Source organism: Glutamicibacter sp. BW77 (assembly GCF_002332285.1).
GTDB classification, from domain to species: domain Bacteria; phylum Actinomycetota; class Actinomycetes; order Actinomycetales; family Micrococcaceae; genus Glutamicibacter; species Glutamicibacter bergerei.
Genome location: NZ_NRGT01000047.1, coordinates 103131 through 123925 on the forward strand (window position 1 = coordinate 103131; position 20795 = coordinate 123925).

A 20795-nucleotide genomic window follows, 5' to 3' on the forward strand; every position below is an offset into this window, starting at 1 on the left:
TCTCTGGTGGCGGTCGCTTGCTGTTAATCCGATCGAATTAACGCTCTCACAGAGTTCATGCACAGTTGGTTCTTTCCGGCCTTGTGCGCTGAAAAGCTGGATACGTTGCAAACAAGGATTTCTAAACACCCTCGCGGGTACCAAGCTCGCCGTCTACTTCGTCGGCAAACTTGGTGGTCTTGGCGGTGCTTGGAGACTCTTCCTGCCAGGTAGCTTCAAGATCTGCTGCTAGTTCGGCTTCTTGCTCTTGTTTGTCTGGGATGTTCCGGTGGGTGCTCATGTACTCATACTAGCGAGCAAACTCGGACGAGATAAGAGTTTTACAAAGAATTTTTGGAAGTTAAATTACTAGTCAGATACTGGTTTTTGGAAGCATTAGTGGGAGAGAAGAAAATTTCTTGCACTAGGTGGTTGACGCTTCAACTTAACTAGTGCAATACTTGTATCAGCAAAACAAATTGAAACGTCAACTACATGATTGGCGTCGAGGAAAAGGATTTGAAAATGACTTCAACTGCAACTTCACCACTGACCGCCGGTACCTGGAACCTGGACGCTTCGCACTCCGAAATCGGTTTCTCGGTTCGCCACGCGGGCGTTTCCAAGGTCCGCGGCAGCTTCGAGGAATTCGACGCAACCTTGAACATCGGTCAGAGCCTGGCAGAGTCTTCGGTAGAAGCTACCGTGCAGATCGGCTCGATCAACACCAAGGACGCCAACCGCGACGGCCACCTGAAGAGCGGCGACTTCTTCAACGCCGAAGAGTTCCCAACGATGACCTTCAAGTCCACCGAGGTCAAGGGTGATGACGAAGAGTTCGTACTGGTTGGCGAGTTGACTCTGCGCGGTGTTACCAAGCAGGTTGAATTCAAGGCTGAGCTTGGCGGCCAGGTAGTTGACGCTTTCGGGGCAACCCGCGCAGGCTTCTTTGCCTCGACCACCATTTCCCGCAAGGAATTTGGCATCACCTGGAACGCTGCACTCGAAGCAGGCGGCGTCTTGGTCAGCGACAAGGTAAAGATCGAAATCGACGCATCGTTCGTCCTGCCAACCGCAGAATAAGTTTCCCGTATCCATCCATGGGGAATGGATAAGGGCCGATACAGGCAAAGCCCCGGTAGCAACANNTGTTGCTACCGGGGCTTTGCTGGTTAATACCTCGCGCGATGGGCTAGTAGTAGCTCGGATCCATCATCGAGGCCCCGGCAAACGAGAACGCCATGACGATCACAAAAATGATGTATAGAACGCCGATAATTCCCAAGATCGTTCCGATCCATCCGGTCACCTTACCCACGGTGGCATCGGTGTTAAACTCTCGTTCTGCCTTCTTGGCCTTGATGATCGCTAGTGGGCCCAAAATGATGCCCACAACAAAGAGCGAGATGATCCCCAAGATCATAGAGGTCTGTGCGAGCTGCGCTCCCTCAGCCTGTTGAGGGTTGTATCCATACGGCGGGTATCCCGGTGCTGCGCCGAACTGTTGGTTCTGACCAGGGTACTGATTCGGATATTGATTCGGATACTGGCCCGAGTACTGCGGAGGCTGTCCAGAAGTGCCGGAGTTGTAAGGGTTGGTCGGTTCGTTATTTTCGGTGCTCATGGGTGACCCCTAAATTTAGAAAGAATGATCTGTTGCTCAAGCGATCTGTTGAGCGCTTACAAATTGGATCCGTATATCGAAGCTGGAATCAGGAACAGCATGAGTAAGAAATAACCAATGATAGCGAGCACCTGGAGCGCTCCGAAAATCAGGCCGATCAGCCCGGTGACCTTACCTACCGTAGCCTGAACGCCAAAATTTCGTTCGGCTTCATTGGCTTTGAGGATCGCAATCGGGCCAAGGATGACGCCGACAACAAAAAGCGAGAGTATCCCCAGAATCATCGAAGTCTGAGAGAGAGCAATTCCCGGATTCTGCGGCGGGTAACAACCGTATTGCACGGAGGCAGGCTCTTGAAAACCTGGCTGCGATTCCTGTGGCGCCTGCGACATTGTGCTCGGCCTCCTCTAGCCCATCTGATTCTCCTCTAATGCTATGCCAGCGTCATGAATTCCACGCTCTGCGGACTCATTTCTATAATTAAAGATCATGACTTGGGCTTCATTCTTGGCATACCTCGGGGTATGCGTGATGGTTACTCTTTCGCCAGGGCCAGATACCTTCCTCGTGCTCCGGTTCTCGCTGGTACGCCAATTCCACGGTATTCTCGCGGCCCTGGGTATGGTAACGGCTATCTTTGCGTGGGCCGCTCTAGCTGGAGTCGGTGCGGCCTCGGTGATGCAGAGCTATCCGGCAGTTGAATCCGCTATCGCCATTCTTGGTGGACTGTATCTGATCTATCTTGGAGTGTCTGGCTTCCGCAAATCCCGCGCCGTAGCGAAAGCGGACAATGCGATTGCGCGCACCGAAACACGAAATATTCGAGCTAACTCCGGGCAGAGGCAAACATCCCGGCAGGCATTTATAGCTGGAGTTCTTTCCGCGGCGCTGAATCCGAAACTCGGGTTGTTATTTCTGGCGATGCTGCCAAGTTTTATCCCCAAAGATTCAAATACGTTGTGGTGGGGGATGGGGTTGGGGGCGGTCTTTGCCGTGGTCGGCTTCCTCTACCTACTGATTCTGAGTACCGTCGCTTCAAAAGCAATGCATTGGTTCAAAAAACCAGAGATCACTCTGCGTCTCGAAATGGTGGCCTGTGCAGCGCTGGTCATCATGGGTGCTGGTGTGCTGCTCAGTGCCCTGCTCTAGTTTGAGCGCTTCGAGTACCAGTGCGCATGCAGCCAGGTGGCGACGGCTACCAGCAGGATGCTCAGCCAAAAACCTATCGTGAAAATCTGCGAGAACTTTCCTTGCTCTGCAAGGTCTGCCGTCAGATAGGTGGCTACCGAAGCCCCGAAGAATAGGGCAAACACAAAGAAAGAAACCGTGGTGGCACGAGCTTGGGGCGCTACCTCGGTGGCCCAGCCCTGCATGGAGGAGTGCATGATGGCATTTGCGGCACCTATCAGGAAAGCCGTGACCGTATAAGACCCTGCAGAGGGCAACACCGCGGAAGGTGCAAAACTCAGGATCAGGATGACCCCGCCGATTCCGATAAGCCAGGTGCGTGAAAATCTCGGCACGAGCAGCCGCATAAACCGTGCACCAAGAATCACTCCTACCGCAAATCCACATCCCAGCACGCCGGAGAGCCAGATGCCCATCCCGACGCTTTGCAATGCGGGAACAATATAGGTCAAAAATCCCATCAGGAGCCCGCCTTCGAGGAAGACCACCGCGTAGAGCAGTAAGTTCTCCCGGCCAAATGCGGCTTTGAAGTTCATGGTGGTGTGCTCGCGCTGGGGTTCTTGAACTTGGCGCAGTGACAAGAGGGCAGCTGCGGCTCCAGCGGCAGGCAGCAAAAAGACTAAACGCCAATCAAGGGAAGTGGCTATCGCACCGGCTACAAGGGTCGCCAACGTGGTGCCCAAAGACGAAAAGATCTGCAGATCCGAGAGCCCGCGGGCCTTGGCCATTCCCACGCGTGTATCCCCGAGCAGGGTCAGCAACGTGGGATAAAGGGCGCCGAACATCAACCCGGTCAACGAGCGGGCGATCAGCAGGGCAAAGTAAGAAGTGAATAACGTACTAGCGATCGCGCCGAGGATGGCACCGAATAATGCCCAACGAAGCACCGTCAAGCGGCCGAACCGATCGCTCAGCAGTCCCCAAAGCGGCTGTCCCAGGGCATAAAGCAAAGAGTAACCGGCCACAAGTTCTACGGCTTGAGACAGCGACAGCGCGGTACTCAATGACAGTGCCACGAACATCGGTGGCGTGGCGTAGCGGTCGAAGAAAGCTAAAAAACCAACAAAGCGCAGTGCCGAGTCGGGCAGCTGCCGAGGTTCCGCAGCTGGTGACTTGCTCAATATTTTTCCTACCGTCGAACCCATTACCTATGATCACCCTATGCTCTCAAGGGCGGGCCGAGCCATTCGCGGTGCTGGCATGCTCCGAGCCGCCAGATGACGACTCGGAGCATGAGTAGAGCTCCAGTCTTTAGGCCTGAACCAGCGCAGGGTTCATGAAGGCGCTAAAGAATTCGGTGAGTTCTCCGGTCGCGGTCAGGGGAAGAACCTGAGCCACATACTGATCCGGACGAACCACCACTAACGCACCGTGCTCACGATTCACTAAGCGGGCCTCGAAGATCTCTTGGCCATCTTCAAGCTCCGAGCAGTAGGCCTTTTCATAGTCGGTGAGCTGCAAGGAACCGACCCTTGGCAAGAGCGCCGCAGGTAAGTGCGCCACCGAGGTGTCGGTGTGCCCCAGACCAATCCGGTCGGTATCGGCGAGTCTGGTGACCGGCGAGGAACAAAATCGCTCGCCGACTGGGCATCCGGTAGCCAGTGCTTGATCGCGGCGTCGCCGGTGAGCAGCGACGGGGTTTTTGAGTTTAGGGCTAGAGCGCCACCTGAAGTTCGTTTGCCACTAAACCTGGATGGCGTAGCTCCACGCTGCGATCGGCCAGCATCTTGGAATCCTCATCGTGGGTTACTAGCACGACGGCCAGTCCCCGGCGTACCTCGGAACGCAGGAGCTCGTGGATCAGCGTGCGGCTGGTGGAGTCCATGGAAGCCAGCGGTTCATCAAGCAGCAGGACGCCGGTATTTTGTACCAGCCCTTGTGCTACTAAGACTCGCTGGCGCTGGCCGCCGGAGAGCTCATCAAAATTCCTCGCCTCAAATCCCGTTAGCTCGACCCGTGCGAGGGCGCGGCTTACGTGCTGATTTCGCTGTTTTCGAGTAACTTTTGACCGCCAGGTCCCCATGGCTACAACATCCCCCGCCGTCAGTGGCAGTTCTGCCGGGACCGCTGGACGTTGGACGACCAGAGCCACCGGACAGGATCGTTCGACCAGTCCGCGATCCGGCGTCATTGTCCCGGCCATAAGTTCTAGCAGGGTAGATTTTCCCGACCCGTTTTCACCGGTGATCGCCACCATTTCTCCAGCCCGAATCGAAAGCGACACGTCTGAGAGGATTTCACGGTTTCCATAGGAGAAGTAGAGGGAATGAACGAGTAAGCGGGTATCGGAGCAAGCCATGTTCCGAGTATAGCAATTGATAATGATTCTCATTTAAAGTTAGTCTTCTCTGTGTGCTGACTAATCCTTTCTCTCCTGACTTTATGGAACGAGCCCTCATCGGCGGCAGCCTAGTGGCTATCATCTGTGCCATCGCCGGTACGTGGGTGGTTATTCGGGGCATGGCATTTCTGGGTGAAGCCATCGGTCACGGGCTGCTTCCGGGAGTCGCCATGGCTACCGTTCTAGGCTTCCCGGTCATGCTCGGTGCCGGAGCCAGTGCGCTGGTTATGACGGCCCTGCTGAGCGCGCTGCAACGGCGAGGAAAATTATCTTATGACACCAGCATCGGCTTGGTGTTTGTTGGAATGCTCTCGGTAGGCATCATCGTGGTATCGCATTCGAAAAGTTTCGCCACAGATGCCACCAGCATGCTCTTTGGAGATATTTTGGCCATTGGGACAGCGGATTTGTGGACGCTCGCCGCGGCGCTAGCGGTGAGCCTGGTCATCGCTAAGCTGTTCCACCGGAATTTTGTTGCCGCAGCCTTCGACGCTCGAATAGCGCAGAGCCTGGGATTAAGACCGCAACTTGCCCAAATCATGTTGGTTGGGCTGGTTGCCCTGGCGATCACCGCATCATTCCGTGCCGTTGGAACCCTGCTGGTAGTAGGGATGCTGCTGGCACCGGTGGTTGCGGCTAAACAATGGATGATTCGAATCCCGGCAGTGATGGTGCTCGGCGCCGTCTTCGGAATGCTGTCGGTATTCGGCGGCCTTTTGATTTCCTGGTATGCCCAAAGCGCGGCCGGACCCTCCATCGCCTGCACCGCCATACTCCTTGCCGGTCTCTCTGCGCTGCTCCGCCGGGCAACGAGGGGTTTTACCAGGTCTGCACCCGCAATCAATGAACTAGAAAGTGCTCGATGAAATCCACTAAATACGCGGTAGTTCTTGGGCTGGCCGCCAGTCTCTTGCTCACCGGATGCCTCCCATCTGGTGCCACAGAAGAATCTCAACAGCCAACCAACGAACCGGCAGCCGGGCATGGAGCTGTCGAAGGCGCCCGTGAAGTCGCCGAAGCACCACTGCACCTAGCAACGATCGATAAGCGCGGGTCAGCCGGGATGTTTGACCTGCTCAACGAAACCGAATCAAGTCTTGACTCGCTGGAAGAGGTGAGCGCTTTGCAGACCGATGGGCGGTACCTCTTCGCCTCCACGGCCGAAGGGCTCACGATTTTAGACAGCGGGGTGTGGAGCTGGAACCACACCGATCATTTCCATTTCTATCGGGGAACCGCACGGAAAATCGGAATCCTGGACAACGCACCCAAGGCAGTAGTCACCGGCGGACCGCTCTCCACGGCGGGCAGCACGGGAGTGTACGTTCCGGCCACCGGTGAAGGAATATTGCTGGATAACGCCCGGCTCGCCAACGGTGAAATCAGTCAACGCTTCACCACCCACCATGCTCCTCACCGGGGTTTGCTGGCGCCCCTAGGCGACGGAGCCATCTCCAGCCAGCCCGGGCAGAAACCGGCAGACATGCGCGTGCAGTATTTGGATGCAACCGGCGAACCAGTCGCCGGCGCGTCGGCTCAATGCGCTGAGCCCGCCGGAGCCACCGCCACGGTGGCCGGGCTGGTGATCGCCTGCGCCCAGGGGTTTTTAGTGGCCACGGAAACAGCAAATGATTCGGCGAAGTTTGACCTGGTTCCCTACCCGGCCGGGACCAAAGCCGGTGACCGCGCAGAGTCGCTGGAACACCGCAAAGCCCGCCCCGCAGTTGCGGGTGTGGCAGGAGATCACGGAGCGTGGGTACTGAATACGCGTTCGCTGCAGCTGCAACGGGTTTTGACCGAGCACAAACTGTTGCGAGTCTCCGCAGTAGGGGATTCACCGGGGCACATTGTGGCTCTTGACGACCGCGGACGAGTACTGGTCTATTCAACAACCACCGGTCAGAGCGTGGGCATCACCAAAGAACTGCTTCCACGCACCGTGAAGGACCCAGAGGCGCTACGCGGAGTCAGCCTGGAAACCGATGCGCAACGCGCCTACGTTAATGCGCCGAGCGAAAACAAGATCTATGAAATCGACTTCGCGGACTCGGCCCGCATCTCCCGCACCTTGGCACCTGAAACCTCACCACATTGGATGACCCAGGTCGGAAATTGAAAGATCAAAAGATGGCAAACGTAGCGAAGGTATTAGCACTTGTGCTTTCCGGGCTTTTACTACTCACCGGATGTGCGGGCCAAGGACAGCAAGAACAAAAACCGAGCATCGTGGTCACCACAAATATCTTGGCCGACGTGGTGACAAATCTGGTAGGGGAGCAGGCAACAGTCCACACCCTGATGCCGCCAAACGTTGATCCGCATTCCTTTGAGATCTCCGCCCAGCAGGCAGCTTTGCTGCAGGACGCGGATCTTGTGGTCTCCAATGGCCTGAATCTGGAAGAAGGGCTGAGCCGACAGCTCGTGGCCGTTGACGAGGCGGGAGTCAACCACTTTGTGGCGACCGATCACATCGAGCTGCTGAACGTGCCCGGGGCGAACGGGGCAGGGGATCCGCATTTCTGGACCGACCCGGCACGGGTTGTGCAGGTAGTGGACGCATTGGAGAAGGACCTTCAGCAGATCACTGGAATTTCAACCGGGCAACTTGATGCTGCCACGGGAACTTACCGCCAGAAACTTGTTGACCTCGACGCGCAGATGCTCACCGCGTTCTCCTCGATACCATCGGCGCAGCGGCAGCTCGTGACGAACCATCACGTTTTCGGCTATCTGGCAGACCGGTTCGACCTCAAAGTGATTGGCGCGGTGATCCCTTCGGGAAGCACCCTCGCTTCGCCGAGCGCCGCCGACCTGGCCTCGCTCAGCGGCGCGATCCGCGAAGCTCAGGTCTCCGCAATTTTTGTGGAGTCGGCACAGCCCGACAAATTAGCGCGAGCCCTCGCCAGCGAAGCAAAAATCGAGGTGAAAATCGTTGATCTTTACACCGAATCGCTGTCCATGGCGGGCCAAGGCGCCGAGTCGTACCTGCAGATGATGCAGGCGAATACCGAACAAATCAGCCACGCACTACGCGATTAACGCGTAGCCATGAAGGGAAAAATGAAAAAGAAAAATCATCACCTCATCACCGGTACCGTCATTCTGACGGTCCTGGGCCTGGGCGCCACGGCTTGCGGGGCCCAGGGTGACGCCGCGGCGGAAGAACTGACCGCGCCTCGTGTCGCCGTGGGCTACGCCAACGGGGTTTCGGTACTGGATGGGGAGACCCTAGAGCTCATCAAAAGCTTTGATACCGAGGAATTCACCCGGCTGAATTCGGCAGGGGACGGACGCAACTTTCTGCTGACCACCTCGGCCGGGTTCCAAGTTCTGGACGCAGTCGCACCGGCGCTGCGACAGACCGTTTTCGGAGCAAGCGCTGCCGGACACGTGGTCCCGCATGCGGGAAAGACCGCGCTCTTTGACGATGGTACGGGTGCCACCACCCTCTTTGAAACCGCGGAGCTGTCGAAAAGCACAGACCAGCTGCCCGAAACCAAAACCATTACTTCACCTGCGCATCATGGTGTTTCGGTGGCCCTTGACGATGGATCGATGCTGACCACCATCGGAGATGCCACCGCACGCAGCGGGGTGAGGCTCGTGGACGCCCAAGGCGAGGAGACCGCACGGAATACCGATTGCCCGAACGTGCATGGTGAAGGAATGACTGGCCAGGGCCGCGCGGTCTTTGGCTGCGAGGACGGGGCTCTGATTTACGCGGATGCTAAGTTCACTAAGTTGAAAGCACCAGATGGCTACGGGCGGATGGGCAACGCCTATGTGTCGCCGACCAGCGAACTGGTCATCGGCGATTATAAGGATGACCCCGATGCGGAAGGAACACTGCTTGACCAGATCGTCCTGATCGATGCGGCCAAGCAGACCTCCAAGGTGGTCGGCTTACCTCAAGGCGCGGAATACACGTGGCGGGGGATAGCGCGTGGACCGCAGGATCTGGGTTACTTGCTGGGCATGGACGGTAAGATTCACGTGATCGATCCGCGTAGCGGGGAGATTACCCGTGACTTTAAGGTCATCGAGCCGTGGGAAGACCCTGCCCAGTGGCAGGATCCGCACCCTTCGCTGCGTATCGATGGAAATACTGCCTACGTGGCTGACCCGGCAACCAAGTCCATACATGCGGTAGATCTGGCTACCGGTGAGAAGAAGTCGTCGGTGCAGTTGGAGCACGCACCGAATGAAATGGCCCTCACCACCAAGTAGGCGGCGGGGATTAAAAGATTCATGGCCGGATCCCCTTGGAAGTTCAGGAACGGGATCCGGCCATGAAGGCTTCTCGCGGTGCGGTGTGGACTACAGGCCGCGCACCAGCAGCACGTCCAAGGTACGTGGGCCGTGTACCCCTTCAACACGCTCCAACTCGATATCACTGGTGGCCGAAGGGCCGGAGATCCAAGTCAGTGGGCGAGTGATGGTCAACCGCACCATGGCCTCGGGAAGCAGCCGCACAATGCTGGAGACCGGAACGATGCACAGGTGATGATCCGGAACCAGCGAGATTGCACGGCGGCCCTGGTTAGGTTCGCCGTCCAGGATGATGGTTCCCGATTCGGCAATGGAAACCTGTGAGGAGGTCACTACCGCGCTGGTCGCATCCAGCTGCGCCACGCTCAATCGTGCACCGGGCGCATCGGGGATCTGAGTGATGCCCGTTGGCAGCTCGGAGAGCCAGAGTTGTTCTAGCCCGTGCGGGTAAACGACCGAGTTGGCATCCTTCAGCTTCGCCGCCACAAACTCTGGAATCTGCGCGGAGTTGATGACCTCAACACCGGCCTTGTAATCGAGCAGTCGGTCAACGAGCAGCTCGATCAGTTCTTCCTCGGGCATCTGGGAACTCGTGCGGTATTCGCGCGGAGTTTCCTCGGCTACCGGTGCGTCCGCTAGCGCCGAGCGGATGCGGCCGAGGATTTCTTCTTTGGCACTCACTTGGACTCCTTCTGGTCGCTCCACCAGTCGCGGAAAGACTTATTTGGCGGGGCTGGGATATCGCGGCTCTGGGTCCAGCCCGCTGCGATACCCGGAAGCTTCTTGATCTTCTTATCCTTGCCGGCCATCAGCCGGCCCAGCGGCAGTGCCTTTTCCAGCAGGCCAATATTCTTGCCCTTGCCCAGCGCCCAGGAGCCGCCCTTCATCAGCAGGTCCATTTGGGTCGGGATCTTATGCGTCTCGCGCTGGGCATCCACATCTTCGCCACGCAGGTGGACCAGGATTTCGGGGATGTTGATCTTCACCGGGCAAGCGTCATAACAGGCCCCGCACAGCGAGGAGGCGTAAGGCAGCGAACCGTTGTCCTCGGCCTCGATGCCGGTCATCAGCGGCGAGAGGATCGCGCCGATAGGCCCCGGGTAGGTTGAGCCGTAGGCGTGCCCGCCGGTGCGCTCGTAGACCGGGCAGACATTCATGCACGCCGAGCAGCGGATGCAGTTCAGCGCGGTGCGCCCAAAACGATCCGACAGTGCGCGGGTGCGTCCGTTATCGAGCAACACGATGTGCACGTTGCTCGGCCCATCATCGGCGCTCGCCCCGGTCCACAACGAGGTATAGGGGTTCATGCGCTCGCCGGTGGAGGAACGTGGAAGCAACTGCATGAAGACTTCCAGGTCTTCCCACCGTGGCAGGACCTTTTCGATACCCATCACGGTAATCAGGGTTTCCGGGAGGGTCAGGCACATCCGTCCGTTGCCTTCGGATTCCACTACGCCGAGGGTTCCGGTGTCTGCCAGCGCAAAGTTCGCACCGGAGATGGCGACCTTGGCGGCAAGGAATTTCTTGCGCAGGTGGGTACGCGCGGCGTCGGCTAGCTTGCTGGGATCATCGGTGAGGTTTGGGTCAACCTCCGGCATTTCCTGCAAGAAGATATCCCGTACCTGGGTGCGGTTCTTGTGAATCGCCGGAACCAGGATGTGGCTTGGCTTGTCATGACCCAGCTGGACAATCAGCTCGGCGAGGTCGGTTTCGAAAGCGGAGATGCCTTCGGTTTCCAGGTGCTCGTTAAGGCCGATTTCCTGCGTGGCCATGGATTTGACCTTGACAACCTCAGTGGAACCGGTGTCCTTGACCAGCTGTGTGACGATCTTGTTCGCCTCGGAGGCGTCACGTGCCCAGTGGACGATGCCGCCACGGGCGGTGAAGTTCTTCTCGAACTGCAATAGCAGCTCTTCGAGGTTGGCCATGGCGTTGTTCTTGATGGCCGCGCCCGCGTCGCGCAGCTGCTCCCAGTCGGGAAGTTCGCCAACAACCTTCAAACGCTTGTCGCGAATGGTGTGGGTTGCGTGGCGCAGGTTCTTGCGCATCTGGGTATTGCCCAATTCACGATGTGCTGCCTGCGGGAATGGTTCCTCTTCAAAGAGGTTTCCATGACCGGGGGCCGGCATGCCGAGGAATACCTGTGTCACAGTGTCACCGTCTCTTCCATGGTGCTAGCCAAGATATCGGCTAGGTGCAGAGTTTTTGGTTTGGCACCGGTGCGCGACAGGCCGCCACCGATGTGCATGAGGCAGGACGCGTCGCCGCCGGCGCAGGCCGAGGCTCCGGTGGAACAGATGTTTTTCATCTTGTCTTCGAGCATGGCCGAAGAAACATCCGCGTTCTTGATGGAGAAGGTGCCGCCGAAGCCGCAGCACTGATCTGCTTCGGGAAGTTCCTCGACGGTGATGCCGCCGACGGTCTTAAGCAGATCCAGCTGGCGGTCGCCGAGTTTCAGAGAACGCATACCGTGGCAGGAGGGGTGGTAGGTGATGGTGTCGGGGAAGTAGCTGCCGAGTTGCTCGGCGGCGTTAGTTATTCCCAGGACATCAACGAGCAGCTGGGAGAGTTCATAGGTGCGTTTGCCCACCGCTATCGCGCGTTCCTTCAGCTCGGGTTTGCCTAGTCGCTCCGCGAGGATGGGGTGCTGGTGTTTGACCGAAGCGACGCAGGAACCCGAGGGGGCCACCGCAACATCGTAGTCATCGGTGTCAAAGGCATTGATGTGGTTTTCCACCACAGGCAGGGCTTCAGGCATATATCCGGAATTGATGTGCATTTGCCCACAGCAGGCCTGAGCCTTGGGAAATACGACTTCATGGCCCAAGCGTTCCAGGATTTTCACGGTCGACTTGGCGGTTTCGGGGTACATGGCATCCACGATGCATGTGGCAAAGAGAGCAATCCGCATAGTAAATAACTCTTTCGAAGTGTGGTCTGACCATACTATGCGCTGAACTTTCCATAAGTCAAGACTTGTTGTGATTGCACTCACCTTGTAGGCTAGTTGGTCGGACCACATATGGTCAGACCAACTTTGAGTAAGGACGCCCACACCGTGTTTACACCAACAACGGATCCCGTTGCGGGAAGTGTTGCGATCTCGGCACTGATTGCTTTGATCCCACTTCTCACCTTCTTTGTTTTACTGGCAATAATCAAGACCAAAGCACATGTTGCCGGTCTTGGTTCGCTATTAGTTGCCATCATCATCGCAATTTTCGGCTGGCAGATGCCGGTCGGGATGGCGTTAAACTCCGGCGTGATGGGCATGGTCTTCGGTGCCTTCCCGATCGTCTGGATCGTTGTCATGGCTATCTTCCTCTACCAGGTGACGGTTAAATCCGGTCGGTTCGAGGATCTGCGTCGCGTCTTTGACGTAATCGGCGGCGGAGACGTTCGCATCCAAGCGGTATTGATAGCCTTCTGCTTCGGTGGCCTGCTTGAAGCGCTGGCAGGTTTCGGCGCCCCCGTGGCAATTACCGCAACCATGTTGCTGGCTCTTGGTCTGGCCCCACTGCGCGCAGCCTGCGCGGTACTGATCGCTAACACCGCTCCGGTTGCCTTCGGCGCCGTGGCTATCCCGATCACCACCGCTGGTGCATTGACCGGAATCCCGGCCGCAGACATTGGCGCCGTTGTTGGTCACCAATCACCACTGCTGGCATTGTTTGTTCCTTCGATTTTGGTGTTGGTTATCGATGGCTGGCGCGGTATGCGTCAGACACTTCCAGCCACCCTGACCATTGGTATTTCCTTCGGTATTGCCCAGTGGCTTTGCGCGACCTACTTCTCCTACGAACTGACCGACATTGTTGCTTCGCTCGTTGGTTTGGCCGCTGCCGTTATACTGCTTCGTTTCTGGACTCCGAAGGGTGCCGATGAGGCCCGCCAGCGTGTGCTGACAGCTGAAGCAGCCGCAGAACCTGTTGAGCGTAATCAGAAGCTTCACGGCGCCAACACCTGGATGGCTTTGTTCCCTTACCTGCTGGTCATCGTGATCTTCGGTGTGGCCAAGCTGTGGAAGCTGGGCGTTGATATTCCTAAGTGGCTGGCAAGTACCGACATCAAGTTCGGCTGGCCAGGACTGGACGGCAACATCTTGAATGCCGCCGGCGAACCAGTATCATCCACGATCTACAACTTCCAATGGCTATCATCGCCCGGCACCTTGTTGCTGATCACCGGCGTGATTGTTGCCTTCGTTTACTCGCGTAATACCGGCAACGGTGAGTATGCGATGACCTTTGGCGAAGGGCTGTCCGAAGTTGGCAAGACCATCTACAACATGCGTTACGCAGCGTTGACCATCCTGTCGGTTCTGGGCCTGGCTTACGTCATGAACCTTTCCGGACAGACAATCACCGTAGGTACCTGGCTTGCTGGCGCCGGTGGATTCTTTGCATTCCTCTCGCCAATCTTGGGCTGGATCGGTACCGCAGTGACCGGTTCCGACACTTCGGCTAACGCGCTGTTCGCCAAGCTACAGCAGACCGCCGGCGTAAATGCCGGAATCGACCCAACTCTACTGGTTGCTGCAAATACCTCCGGCGGCGTGGTCGGCAAGCTGATCTCGCCACAGAACCTGGCAATCGCCGCCACCGCGGTAAAGATGGAGGGCCAAGAGTCGGTCATCCTGAAGAAGGTCGCTGGCTGGTCCGTCGGTATGCTGCTGGTGCTTTGCACCCTGGTTTACCTGCAGTCCACCCCGGTGTTGTCTTGGATGCTTCCATAATTGAGTTAAAGGCTAAAATGGTCTACTGATGTCTATAAATCCAGCTCCGCGTGCGTACCAAGTTGTCCTCGACTCAATCGAGTCTGACCTGCGTTCGGGAAAACTTGCCTTAGGGGACCAGCTCCCCGGCGAGCGTGCGCTCGCGGAGCAGCATCAGATTTCCCGTGCCTCGGTACGTGATGCCATCAGAATTCTCGATGTGCTGGGATTGGTGAAGACTTCAACGGGATCCGGACCAAATTCGGGTGCCGTAATCATCTCCAACCCTGCCGCCGGAATCTCGCAGGCCCTACGAATGCACCTGGCTGCCAAAGGGATCAACGTTCGCGAGATCGTTGAGTCTCGTATTCTGCTGGAAACGTGGGCCGCGCAGATGCCTCCACGTAACCCGCTCCATGCGCAGCAGGTCATTGATCGAACCGCGGTGTTGATTATGCGCATGGATGACGCGCAGCTATCTCGCGAGGAATTTCACCGCATCGATGCAGAATTCCACGTGCTGTTAGCCTCCATGGCGGGAAACACCGTGGTGGAGTCGATGATGGAATCCTTGAGGCATTCGATCAGCCATTATGTTGCTGAATCGATTCCCAACGACGAATCTTGGCAGCCGGTCGTGCGTGTGCTTCGACGCCAGCACAAGGCGATCCATCACGCTTTCGCCACTAACCAGCGCGAACGTGCTGCGCAGCTGATAGAAGAACACATCACCTGGTTCTACTCTCAGACGCGCTAAGAGTTCAAAGAAAATCTCCGGTACTTTCCAACAAGATTGGAAGGGTACCGGAGATTTTATTTTTCGATATCGACGTTTCGGCACTAGCTACGTTGGGGCTAGGCCGGTAGTTTGGCTGCCGTATGGTGGTTGCGTTCCAAGAGTCGCGATGCAAAGTAACCGATAAGAATTCCCCAGAATGCCGCGTGAATATTGAATAAGTTCATCCCGGAAATCGTCACGACAAAAGTAATCAGAGCGCCCATGGTGAACTTAGTAGCGAATGCCGTGACGAAGGCCTGTTGTAAGGCTTTGAGCATTGCGATACCGCCCAATGCCAGCACGAAAGCTTCAGGTGTCGCGAGCATAAGTCGGGTCAATAACGGTGCAAACAACGCAAAGACCAAAGATAGCGAACCATAAACTACCGCAGCGCTGTATTGCCGGTGTTTTTCGCCGGACGAGGTCAACAGGCTATTGGTTGGTCCCGTGACACAGGCAGATACCGCGCCGAAGCATGCGTTGAGCACCGAGAATCCACCGGTGGCGATAGCGAAGGAATTAATAGGTGGCCGGTGACCGGCAGCGCGCAACACTGCCACACCCTGCCCGTTTTGTACCACCAGTGCGGTCAGCACCAGCGGCAACAACAGTTCAACTTGGGAGCCCCACGTGAATGCAGGGGCGGTGAATTCCGGAGAGGCCAGAATCGGGCCACCGGCTGACTGCAATGCAAATTGTCCACTGAGCGCCACTGCCGCAATACCGACAACCAAGGTTCCCAGCACCGGGGGCAAATATTTACCCAAGGCTGGAACCGCGCTGAGCAGCAGGAAAGCCAATACCATTGGTCCGGCCACGATGAGGTTGCTCTGGGTGGAGGAAACAATGTCGGTGCCGAACCGGAGGAAGACCGCAGCAACCATAGCCATGACGATGGGCATGGGGATAGCCGACATGATTCGGCGCACCACCCCGGTAGAACCCAGCGCAAGAATGAGCAGGCCAGAGGTGAAAAATACCCCGACGACTTCTGTGAACTGTAAGTGTTGCAGCGATGGACCAAGCAGGACAGTGCCCGGAATGGACCACGCGAAACCCAGCGGTTGGCGGTAGATCAACGACATGATCAACGTTGCGAGTCCTGCGGAGAGGAATATGGCGAATACCCACGAAGCTAATTGCCCTTCGGAGAGCCCACCAGCCATTCCGACCGCCAAGGTCACAGCGATTGGTCCCGAAGAAGAGAAGATCAACCCGATGATCCCGTTGGAGACGTAATTCGGGCCGATGTCCCTCATCAGTTGACGGAGCCCTGCCGGAGCAACGCCGGGACGCTCAATGAGGGGCTGACGTAGGGCGGGTTCGATTACTGGCTCTTCGCTCAGCTTGGAGTCAGGCGGGACAGTGCTCATTACAGCTCCTAGGCGATGTCGCGGAGTATCGAGATTTTTGTACCTATTCAGTTCATCAGAGAAGTGCGGACATTTAAGCCATAGAAAGCACCTAGCTGATCCTAGGACTGGCATACCTAGGATCATTTAGGCGGCTTCCCTTTCTAGCCAGAACATCGTTTTTATCGCTGCTACTTGTACGGTCAGTACGCAGGTTGCACGCATTGAAGCAGAGCCATAACAGGTCACAAGGTGCGTAGTTTTGGCTCATCTGCCTACTATGGAGAACAATCTCAGGTCCTGTGGTGAAAGGAGCTTGGAGATGACTCCCGGTACCGAACTTGGTGATTTTCTCAAGGCACGTCGAGCACTAGTCGCCCCCAGCGGTGACGGTGGCCCACGCCGTCGCGTCGCCGGATTGCGCCGTGAAGAAGTAGCAACACTGGCCGGGGTCAGCGCGGACTACTACGCGCGGCTTGAGCAAGGACGGCATAAACGCCCATCCCAATCGGTGCTCAATGCCCTGTCCCGGGCCCTGCAATTAGATGAAACGGCCTCTCGCCATCTTTTTGACCTCGCTAGAGCAGTGGCAGATCCCAATGGCAACAAACTCGACAAACGAGCTCAAAGGGTACGCCCATCACTACATGCATTGTTGGACTCCTTCACTGAACACCCCGCATTCATTAGAGGCCGTCGAACAGAGATCTTGGCAATGAATCCGCTGGCTGCCTTCCTCTTGACCGATGTCATGGCCAAGCCCGTGCGCGAACGCAGCCTCATCCGCTGGGCATTTTTGGATCCTGAAGCACGTTCCAGATACCTTGATTGGGAAAAGGTTGCCTCGTCTATGGTGGGCACTTTACGTTTGGACGCTGGAAGACATCCGCACGACCCGTTACTTGCACAATTGGTCGGTGAGTTATCCCTACACAGCGAAGAATTTCGCACGTGGTGGGCCGACCACCGCGTCGTTGAACGCCGCGACGGGGTTAAACGGCTCAGCCATCCACTGGTTGGTGAACTAGAGATCGACTATGAAGCACTAGATGTCACCGGAGTAGCTGACCAGACCATGTTTATCTATACAACTGAACCCGGTTCTGCTTCTGAAGCAAAAATGCGGACCTTAGCTTCGTGGATCCACGATGATTCAAAACGCTCATCCCGTACGCAGTGAGTTTTCTGCAGGAAATTAATCCTTGCCAGGCAGGTCATGAGGCCTTGTGAAATAGCAAGTTTTTAGAAGTATTCAGACTGAATGCCTAGCCGTATCTAGATGCTAGGGCGAAACAAAATAGACTAGTACAGGCCAATGACTTTGGCCTGCGCTGCAACGAATGGTGGACATGGAATACACCCTGACCTTTCCCGAGCTGAACCGGCACTTTGCCGCTCGGACCATGATGGAGGGCAGCCTCGTCATGAGCTCCGGCGAGGTGAACCCTTATCGCTGGGTGCAAAGTTCAGGAATGAGCCGGGTATACGCCGACGTAGCAGACGCCGAGGTCTTTATGCAGTTGGACCTTGTCCAAGGCAAGGTGCGCTACCGGTTTAATTGCACGGCTGGAGAGTTAGAAGGCCCATGCAAACACGTTGCCGCGTTGGGGCTGTATCTGACCCGGACGCCGGAAGAAGAGCTCACCGTCAGCGATGATCCAAAGCTAGAAGATCATGACGGTGACAGCCCACGTCCGGTGCCTCACTGGCAGCGTTCGTTGCATGCACTGCTGCCGGTGCTAGAACCGGAGACTGAGGCCGTTCCACTTGGCTTGTTAGTTTCGGTAGTTCACGAAAAATACCGCAAACGTGACGCCTATGATGTGAAGGTGCGCCCGGCACAACCCGGCACTCGTTCGCCCTGGGTGCAAAGCGGTGTCTCCTGGACTCATCTGGCAAGTGATAGAAGATTTGATGACACCCAGCGCCGAGTCATGATGGACCTGTACGGAATTTCCTTACGGATGAGCGAATCCCATTATTACGATCACTGGGGCAACGATTGGGTGACATTGAACTTATTGCCCGGCGAAGAACTTGGGCGCATCCTCAAAAGCATTCGTGACGCAGGCGTTAGTGTGGTGTCGGCAAAGACCAAAGAACCCATCAACTTCCCGCAGACTCCTGCACAGGGGCTGGTGAATTTCATCGAAGATGAGCAGGGTCTAAAACTGGAACCAAAGATTTTGGCTCCCGAAGGATTCCCCACCTCAATGATCGCGCTGGGCCTGCCACCGGCCGCGGCACTGTTCTTCGAAGGAAGCCCGGATAAAGCCAAGGCTTTACATTTGGCCTGCTTTGAACCAAAAATTACGGACGAACTCATTGAATTAGTGCGTAATGGTCCGGTGCAGATCCCCACGGAGCAGATCCCGGAATTCCATCACTCTTTCATGCCGCGGATGCGCAAAGTTGCGCCGCTAGAAAGCTCGGACGGAAGTTACCAGGTTCCTGAGCCGGCTCGGCCAGTACTGAAACTGCAGTTGCGTCACTCGCTCAACGAACTGTCCGGTGAATTCTCTTGGCACTACGTTGACTCCGGTTCTCGGCAGAGAACCGTGGAGCGAGAGATTCTGCGTAGCATTTTGGACAAGGTAGGAACGGAGAATCCATTAGTTCAATCTGGTACGGGAAGTTTTGCGCCCCTGCAACTCAATCTCACTGCGAGCATCGACTTTGTGTTGGATACCTTGCCGTTGTTGCGTGAGCACCCAGACGTACAAGTTGATGAGCACAGCGTCGTCCCAGACTATAAACGCGCCGAAGGACAAGCGGTCGTCAGCATTGGCGTGGGTGAAGCAAGCAATGATTGGTTCGACCTAGACGTCGATATCAAACTTGCCGAGAAAAAGATTCCCTTCGTCGAGTTGTTTAGTGCGCTCAGTGCTGGCGACGACTATTTGGTGTTAGACGATGCGCAAGTTGTTCCCATCAACGGTGCAGAGTTCCATGCCCTTCGCCAATTGATCTCTGAGGCTGGCGAATTAGCGCAAAGTACTTCCTCAGGGGTGCGGATGCACCGGTTGAACATTGACTGGTGGCAAGAACTTGTGGCCTTAGGAATTATCGAGGCTCAGGAAAATGAGTGGCTCGCCGCAATGGCGAAGCTGACAGGCGCCCAAGGCCCCGATCATGTTGAGGTGCCCGGAAGCTTTACCGCCACCTTGCGTGACTACCAGCAACAGGGCCTGAACTGGCTCGATTTCTTACGTCGTCATCAGCTTGGCGGGGTGCTGGCCGATGATATGGGACTGGGCAAAACGGTTCAGTTGTTGGCCGCATTGGAGAAGGCGCGTATAGAAGATCCAAAAGCCAAGTATTTGGTGGTCGCGCCGACCTCGGTGGTCGGCAACTGGGCAAGTGAAGCCGCGAAATTCACTCCTCAATTGCGCACCACGGCCTTGAATGAAACGAGCACTAAGCGACGTAGCAGCGTTGCCGAGACCGTCGGTGACGCACAGCTGATAGTGACTAGCTACGCGATTTTCCGTCTGGACTTTGAACAGTTTGAACAGATGGGATTTTCCGTGCTCATCCTGGATGAAGCGCAGATGGTGAAAAACCACGCCTCAAAGGGGTACAAACAGGTTCGCCAGATTCAGGTCCCCTGCAAGTTTGTCGTCACCGGCACTCCGGTTGAAAACAATCTCTTGGAACTTTGGGCGTTGACTTCTCTGGCCGCACCAGGGCTCTTAGGCGGCCTCAAGGCGTTTAAAGATAATTATTCTAAGCCCATTGCCTCCGGGGATGGGGCACGGATGCAACGGCTAAAGAGCCGGTTGCGCCCGTTTGTGCTGCGCCGTACCAAGGACCAGGTAGCCAAGGATCTTCCTTCGAAGACCGAACAAGTCATTCACGTCGAGCTGGAACCGGCTCACCGTAAGGCCTACGACCGGCGTTTTCAGCGGGTACGTCAAGAAGTCTTAGGACTGGTTCAAGATGTTGATTCCAACCGTTTTAAGATCTTGCAGTCGCTGACCTTGTTGCGCCAGCTCGCCTTGGATCCATCACTGGTTGATGAAGGCAACGGGCCAAGTGCCAAACTGGAGCTTCTACAATCATTATTGGAAGATGCAGTGGCCGAGGGGCACAAGATTTTAGTCTTCAGCCAATTCACCTCGTTCCTAGCCAAAGCCCGCGGGGTAGCGCTCGACCTTGGGTTTGAGACCGGTTATCTCGATGGGAGCACCAGTGGTGCCAAGCGACGAGAACTAATCGAGGACTTCAGCGCAGGCAAGTTCCCCGTATTTTTCATCTCTTTGAAATCTGGCGGCTTCGGTATTAACCTCACCGCGGCTGATTACTGCATCCTATTGGACCCGTGGTGGAACCCGGCTGCAGAAGCTCAAGCGATCGACAGAGCACACCGTATCGGACAAGATAAGCCGGTGTACGTGTATCGGTTGGTTGCTAAAGACACGATTGAAGACAAGGTTCTGGCTCTGCAAGCTAAGAAAACCCAGCTCTTTAACGATGTTCTGGGGGATTCGGAGCAAATGGCCTCGGCAACCACCTTGGATACCGAGGACTTTTTGGCCTTGCTTGAGTAG

Annotated in this window: 20 protein-coding genes; 10 read left to right on the plus strand and 10 right to left on the minus strand. The window is 56.4% G+C overall.

Features of this window, described 5'->3' with window-relative positions:
* Positions 1-121 precede the first annotated feature (121 nt).
* The gene (locus tag CIK74_RS18690; RefSeq protein ID WP_170947760.1) at positions 122-280 is read right to left on the minus strand and encodes a hypothetical protein; all 159 of its coding nucleotides are present in this window, start codon (positions 278-280) and stop codon (positions 122-124) included.
* A gap of 224 nt (positions 281-504) precedes the next feature.
* On the opposite strand from CIK74_RS18690, the gene CIK74_RS05930 reads away from it, so the two are divergent.
* Positions 505-1062: a YceI family protein gene (locus CIK74_RS05930; RefSeq protein ID WP_096254933.1), complete on the plus strand. Its 558-nt coding sequence runs from the start codon at positions 505-507 to the stop codon at positions 1060-1062.
* Positions 1063-1171: 109 nt separating this feature from the next.
* Here the strand turns inward: CIK74_RS05930 and CIK74_RS05935 are convergent, their stop codons facing one another.
* Positions 1172-1603, minus strand: coding sequence for a DUF4190 domain-containing protein (locus CIK74_RS05935; RefSeq protein ID WP_096254854.1), 432 nt, complete (start codon positions 1601-1603; stop codon positions 1172-1174).
* A gap of 56 nt (positions 1604-1659) precedes the next feature.
* Positions 1660-1995: a hypothetical protein gene (locus CIK74_RS05940; RefSeq protein ID WP_096254855.1), complete on the minus strand. Its 336-nt coding sequence runs from the start codon at positions 1993-1995 to the stop codon at positions 1660-1662.
* A 97-nt stretch (positions 1996-2092) separates the two neighbouring features.
* Between CIK74_RS05940 and CIK74_RS05945 the strand changes: the two genes are divergently transcribed.
* On the plus strand, positions 2093-2752 hold the full coding sequence (locus tag CIK74_RS05945; protein WP_096254856.1) for a LysE family translocator: 660 nt from the start codon (positions 2093-2095) through the stop codon (positions 2750-2752).
* Here CIK74_RS05945 and CIK74_RS05950 read toward each other — a convergent pair.
* From CIK74_RS05950 to CIK74_RS05960, 3 genes are all read right to left on the minus strand, one after another.
* A complete protein-coding gene (locus tag CIK74_RS05950; RefSeq protein WP_229676940.1) occupies positions 2749-3912 on the minus strand; it encodes an MFS transporter in 1164 nt (387 codons plus the stop codon). The genes CIK74_RS05945 and CIK74_RS05950 overlap by 4 nt on opposite strands.
* A 130-nt stretch (positions 3913-4042) precedes the next feature.
* Positions 4043-4252: a hypothetical protein gene (locus CIK74_RS05955; protein WP_205738258.1), complete on the minus strand. Its 210-nt coding sequence runs from the start codon at positions 4250-4252 to the stop codon at positions 4043-4045.
* A 193-nt stretch (positions 4253-4445) separates the two neighbouring features.
* Positions 4446-5123 carry an ATP-binding cassette domain-containing protein gene (locus CIK74_RS05960; protein WP_096254859.1) on the minus strand — a complete coding sequence of 226 codons (678 nt, stop codon included), beginning with the start codon at positions 5121-5123 and terminating at the stop codon, positions 4446-4448.
* Between the two features lie 20 nt (positions 5124-5143).
* Between CIK74_RS05960 and aztB the strand changes: the two genes are divergently transcribed.
* From aztB to aztD, 4 genes are read left to right on the plus strand one after another with little or no spacing between them, the layout of a single operon-like run.
* Positions 5144-5998, plus strand: a complete 855-nt coding sequence (gene aztB / locus CIK74_RS05965; RefSeq protein ID WP_240520469.1) for a zinc ABC transporter permease AztB — start codon at positions 5144-5146, stop codon at positions 5996-5998.
* Positions 5995-7248, plus strand: a complete 1254-nt coding sequence (locus CIK74_RS05970; protein ID WP_096254860.1) for an ABC transporter — start codon at positions 5995-5997, stop codon at positions 7246-7248. Before aztB ends, CIK74_RS05970 begins: the two co-directional genes overlap by 4 nt.
* Before the next feature lie 11 nt (positions 7249-7259).
* The gene (locus CIK74_RS05975) at positions 7260-8171 is read left to right on the plus strand and encodes a metal ABC transporter substrate-binding protein (RefSeq protein ID WP_096254861.1); all 912 of its coding nucleotides are present in this window, start codon (positions 7260-7262) and stop codon (positions 8169-8171) included.
* 21 nt (positions 8172-8192) lie between these two features.
* A complete protein-coding gene (gene aztD, locus CIK74_RS05980; RefSeq protein WP_096254862.1) occupies positions 8193-9359 on the plus strand; it encodes a zinc metallochaperone AztD in 1167 nt (388 codons plus the stop codon).
* A gap of 90 nt (positions 9360-9449) precedes the next feature.
* On the opposite strand, the gene CIK74_RS05985 is transcribed toward aztD, so the two are convergent.
* Genes CIK74_RS05985 through CIK74_RS05995 form a run of 3 tightly spaced genes read right to left on the minus strand, consistent with a single transcriptional unit; the run spans position 9450 to position 12312 of the window.
* Positions 9450-10082 carry a lactate utilization protein C gene (locus CIK74_RS05985; RefSeq protein ID WP_096254863.1) on the minus strand — a complete coding sequence of 211 codons (633 nt, stop codon included), beginning with the start codon at positions 10080-10082 and terminating at the stop codon, positions 9450-9452.
* Positions 10079-11551, minus strand: coding sequence for a LutB/LldF family L-lactate oxidation iron-sulfur protein (locus CIK74_RS05990; protein ID WP_205738259.1), 1473 nt, complete (start codon positions 11549-11551; stop codon positions 10079-10081). Before CIK74_RS05990 ends, CIK74_RS05985 begins: the two co-directional genes overlap by 4 nt.
* Positions 11548-12312: a (Fe-S)-binding protein gene (locus CIK74_RS05995; protein ID WP_096254864.1), complete on the minus strand. Its 765-nt coding sequence runs from the start codon at positions 12310-12312 to the stop codon at positions 11548-11550. The genes CIK74_RS05990 and CIK74_RS05995 overlap by 4 nt, the downstream gene beginning before the upstream one ends.
* A gap of 111 nt (positions 12313-12423) precedes the next feature.
* On the opposite strand from CIK74_RS05995, the gene CIK74_RS06000 reads away from it, so the two are divergent.
* Positions 12424-14136, plus strand: a complete 1713-nt coding sequence (locus CIK74_RS06000; protein ID WP_096254865.1) for an L-lactate permease — start codon at positions 12424-12426, stop codon at positions 14134-14136.
* A gap of 28 nt (positions 14137-14164) precedes the next feature.
* Entirely contained in the window at positions 14165-14872 is a 708-nt protein-coding gene (locus CIK74_RS06005; RefSeq protein ID WP_096254866.1) for an FCD domain-containing protein, read from the plus strand.
* 98 nt (positions 14873-14970) lie between these two features.
* On the opposite strand, the gene CIK74_RS06010 is transcribed toward CIK74_RS06005, so the two are convergent.
* Positions 14971-16266, minus strand: a complete 1296-nt coding sequence (locus CIK74_RS06010; protein ID WP_096254867.1) for a benzoate/H(+) symporter BenE family transporter — start codon at positions 16264-16266, stop codon at positions 14971-14973.
* 301 nt (positions 16267-16567) lie between these two features.
* Here CIK74_RS06010 and CIK74_RS06015 point away from each other — a divergent pair, with 301 nt between their 5' ends.
* Positions 16568-17425, plus strand: coding sequence for a helix-turn-helix transcriptional regulator (locus CIK74_RS06015; protein ID WP_096254868.1), 858 nt, complete (start codon positions 16568-16570; stop codon positions 17423-17425).
* 169 nt (positions 17426-17594) lie between these two features.
* Entirely contained in the window at positions 17595-20795 is a 3201-nt protein-coding gene (locus tag CIK74_RS06020; RefSeq protein ID WP_170947763.1) for a DEAD/DEAH box helicase, read from the plus strand.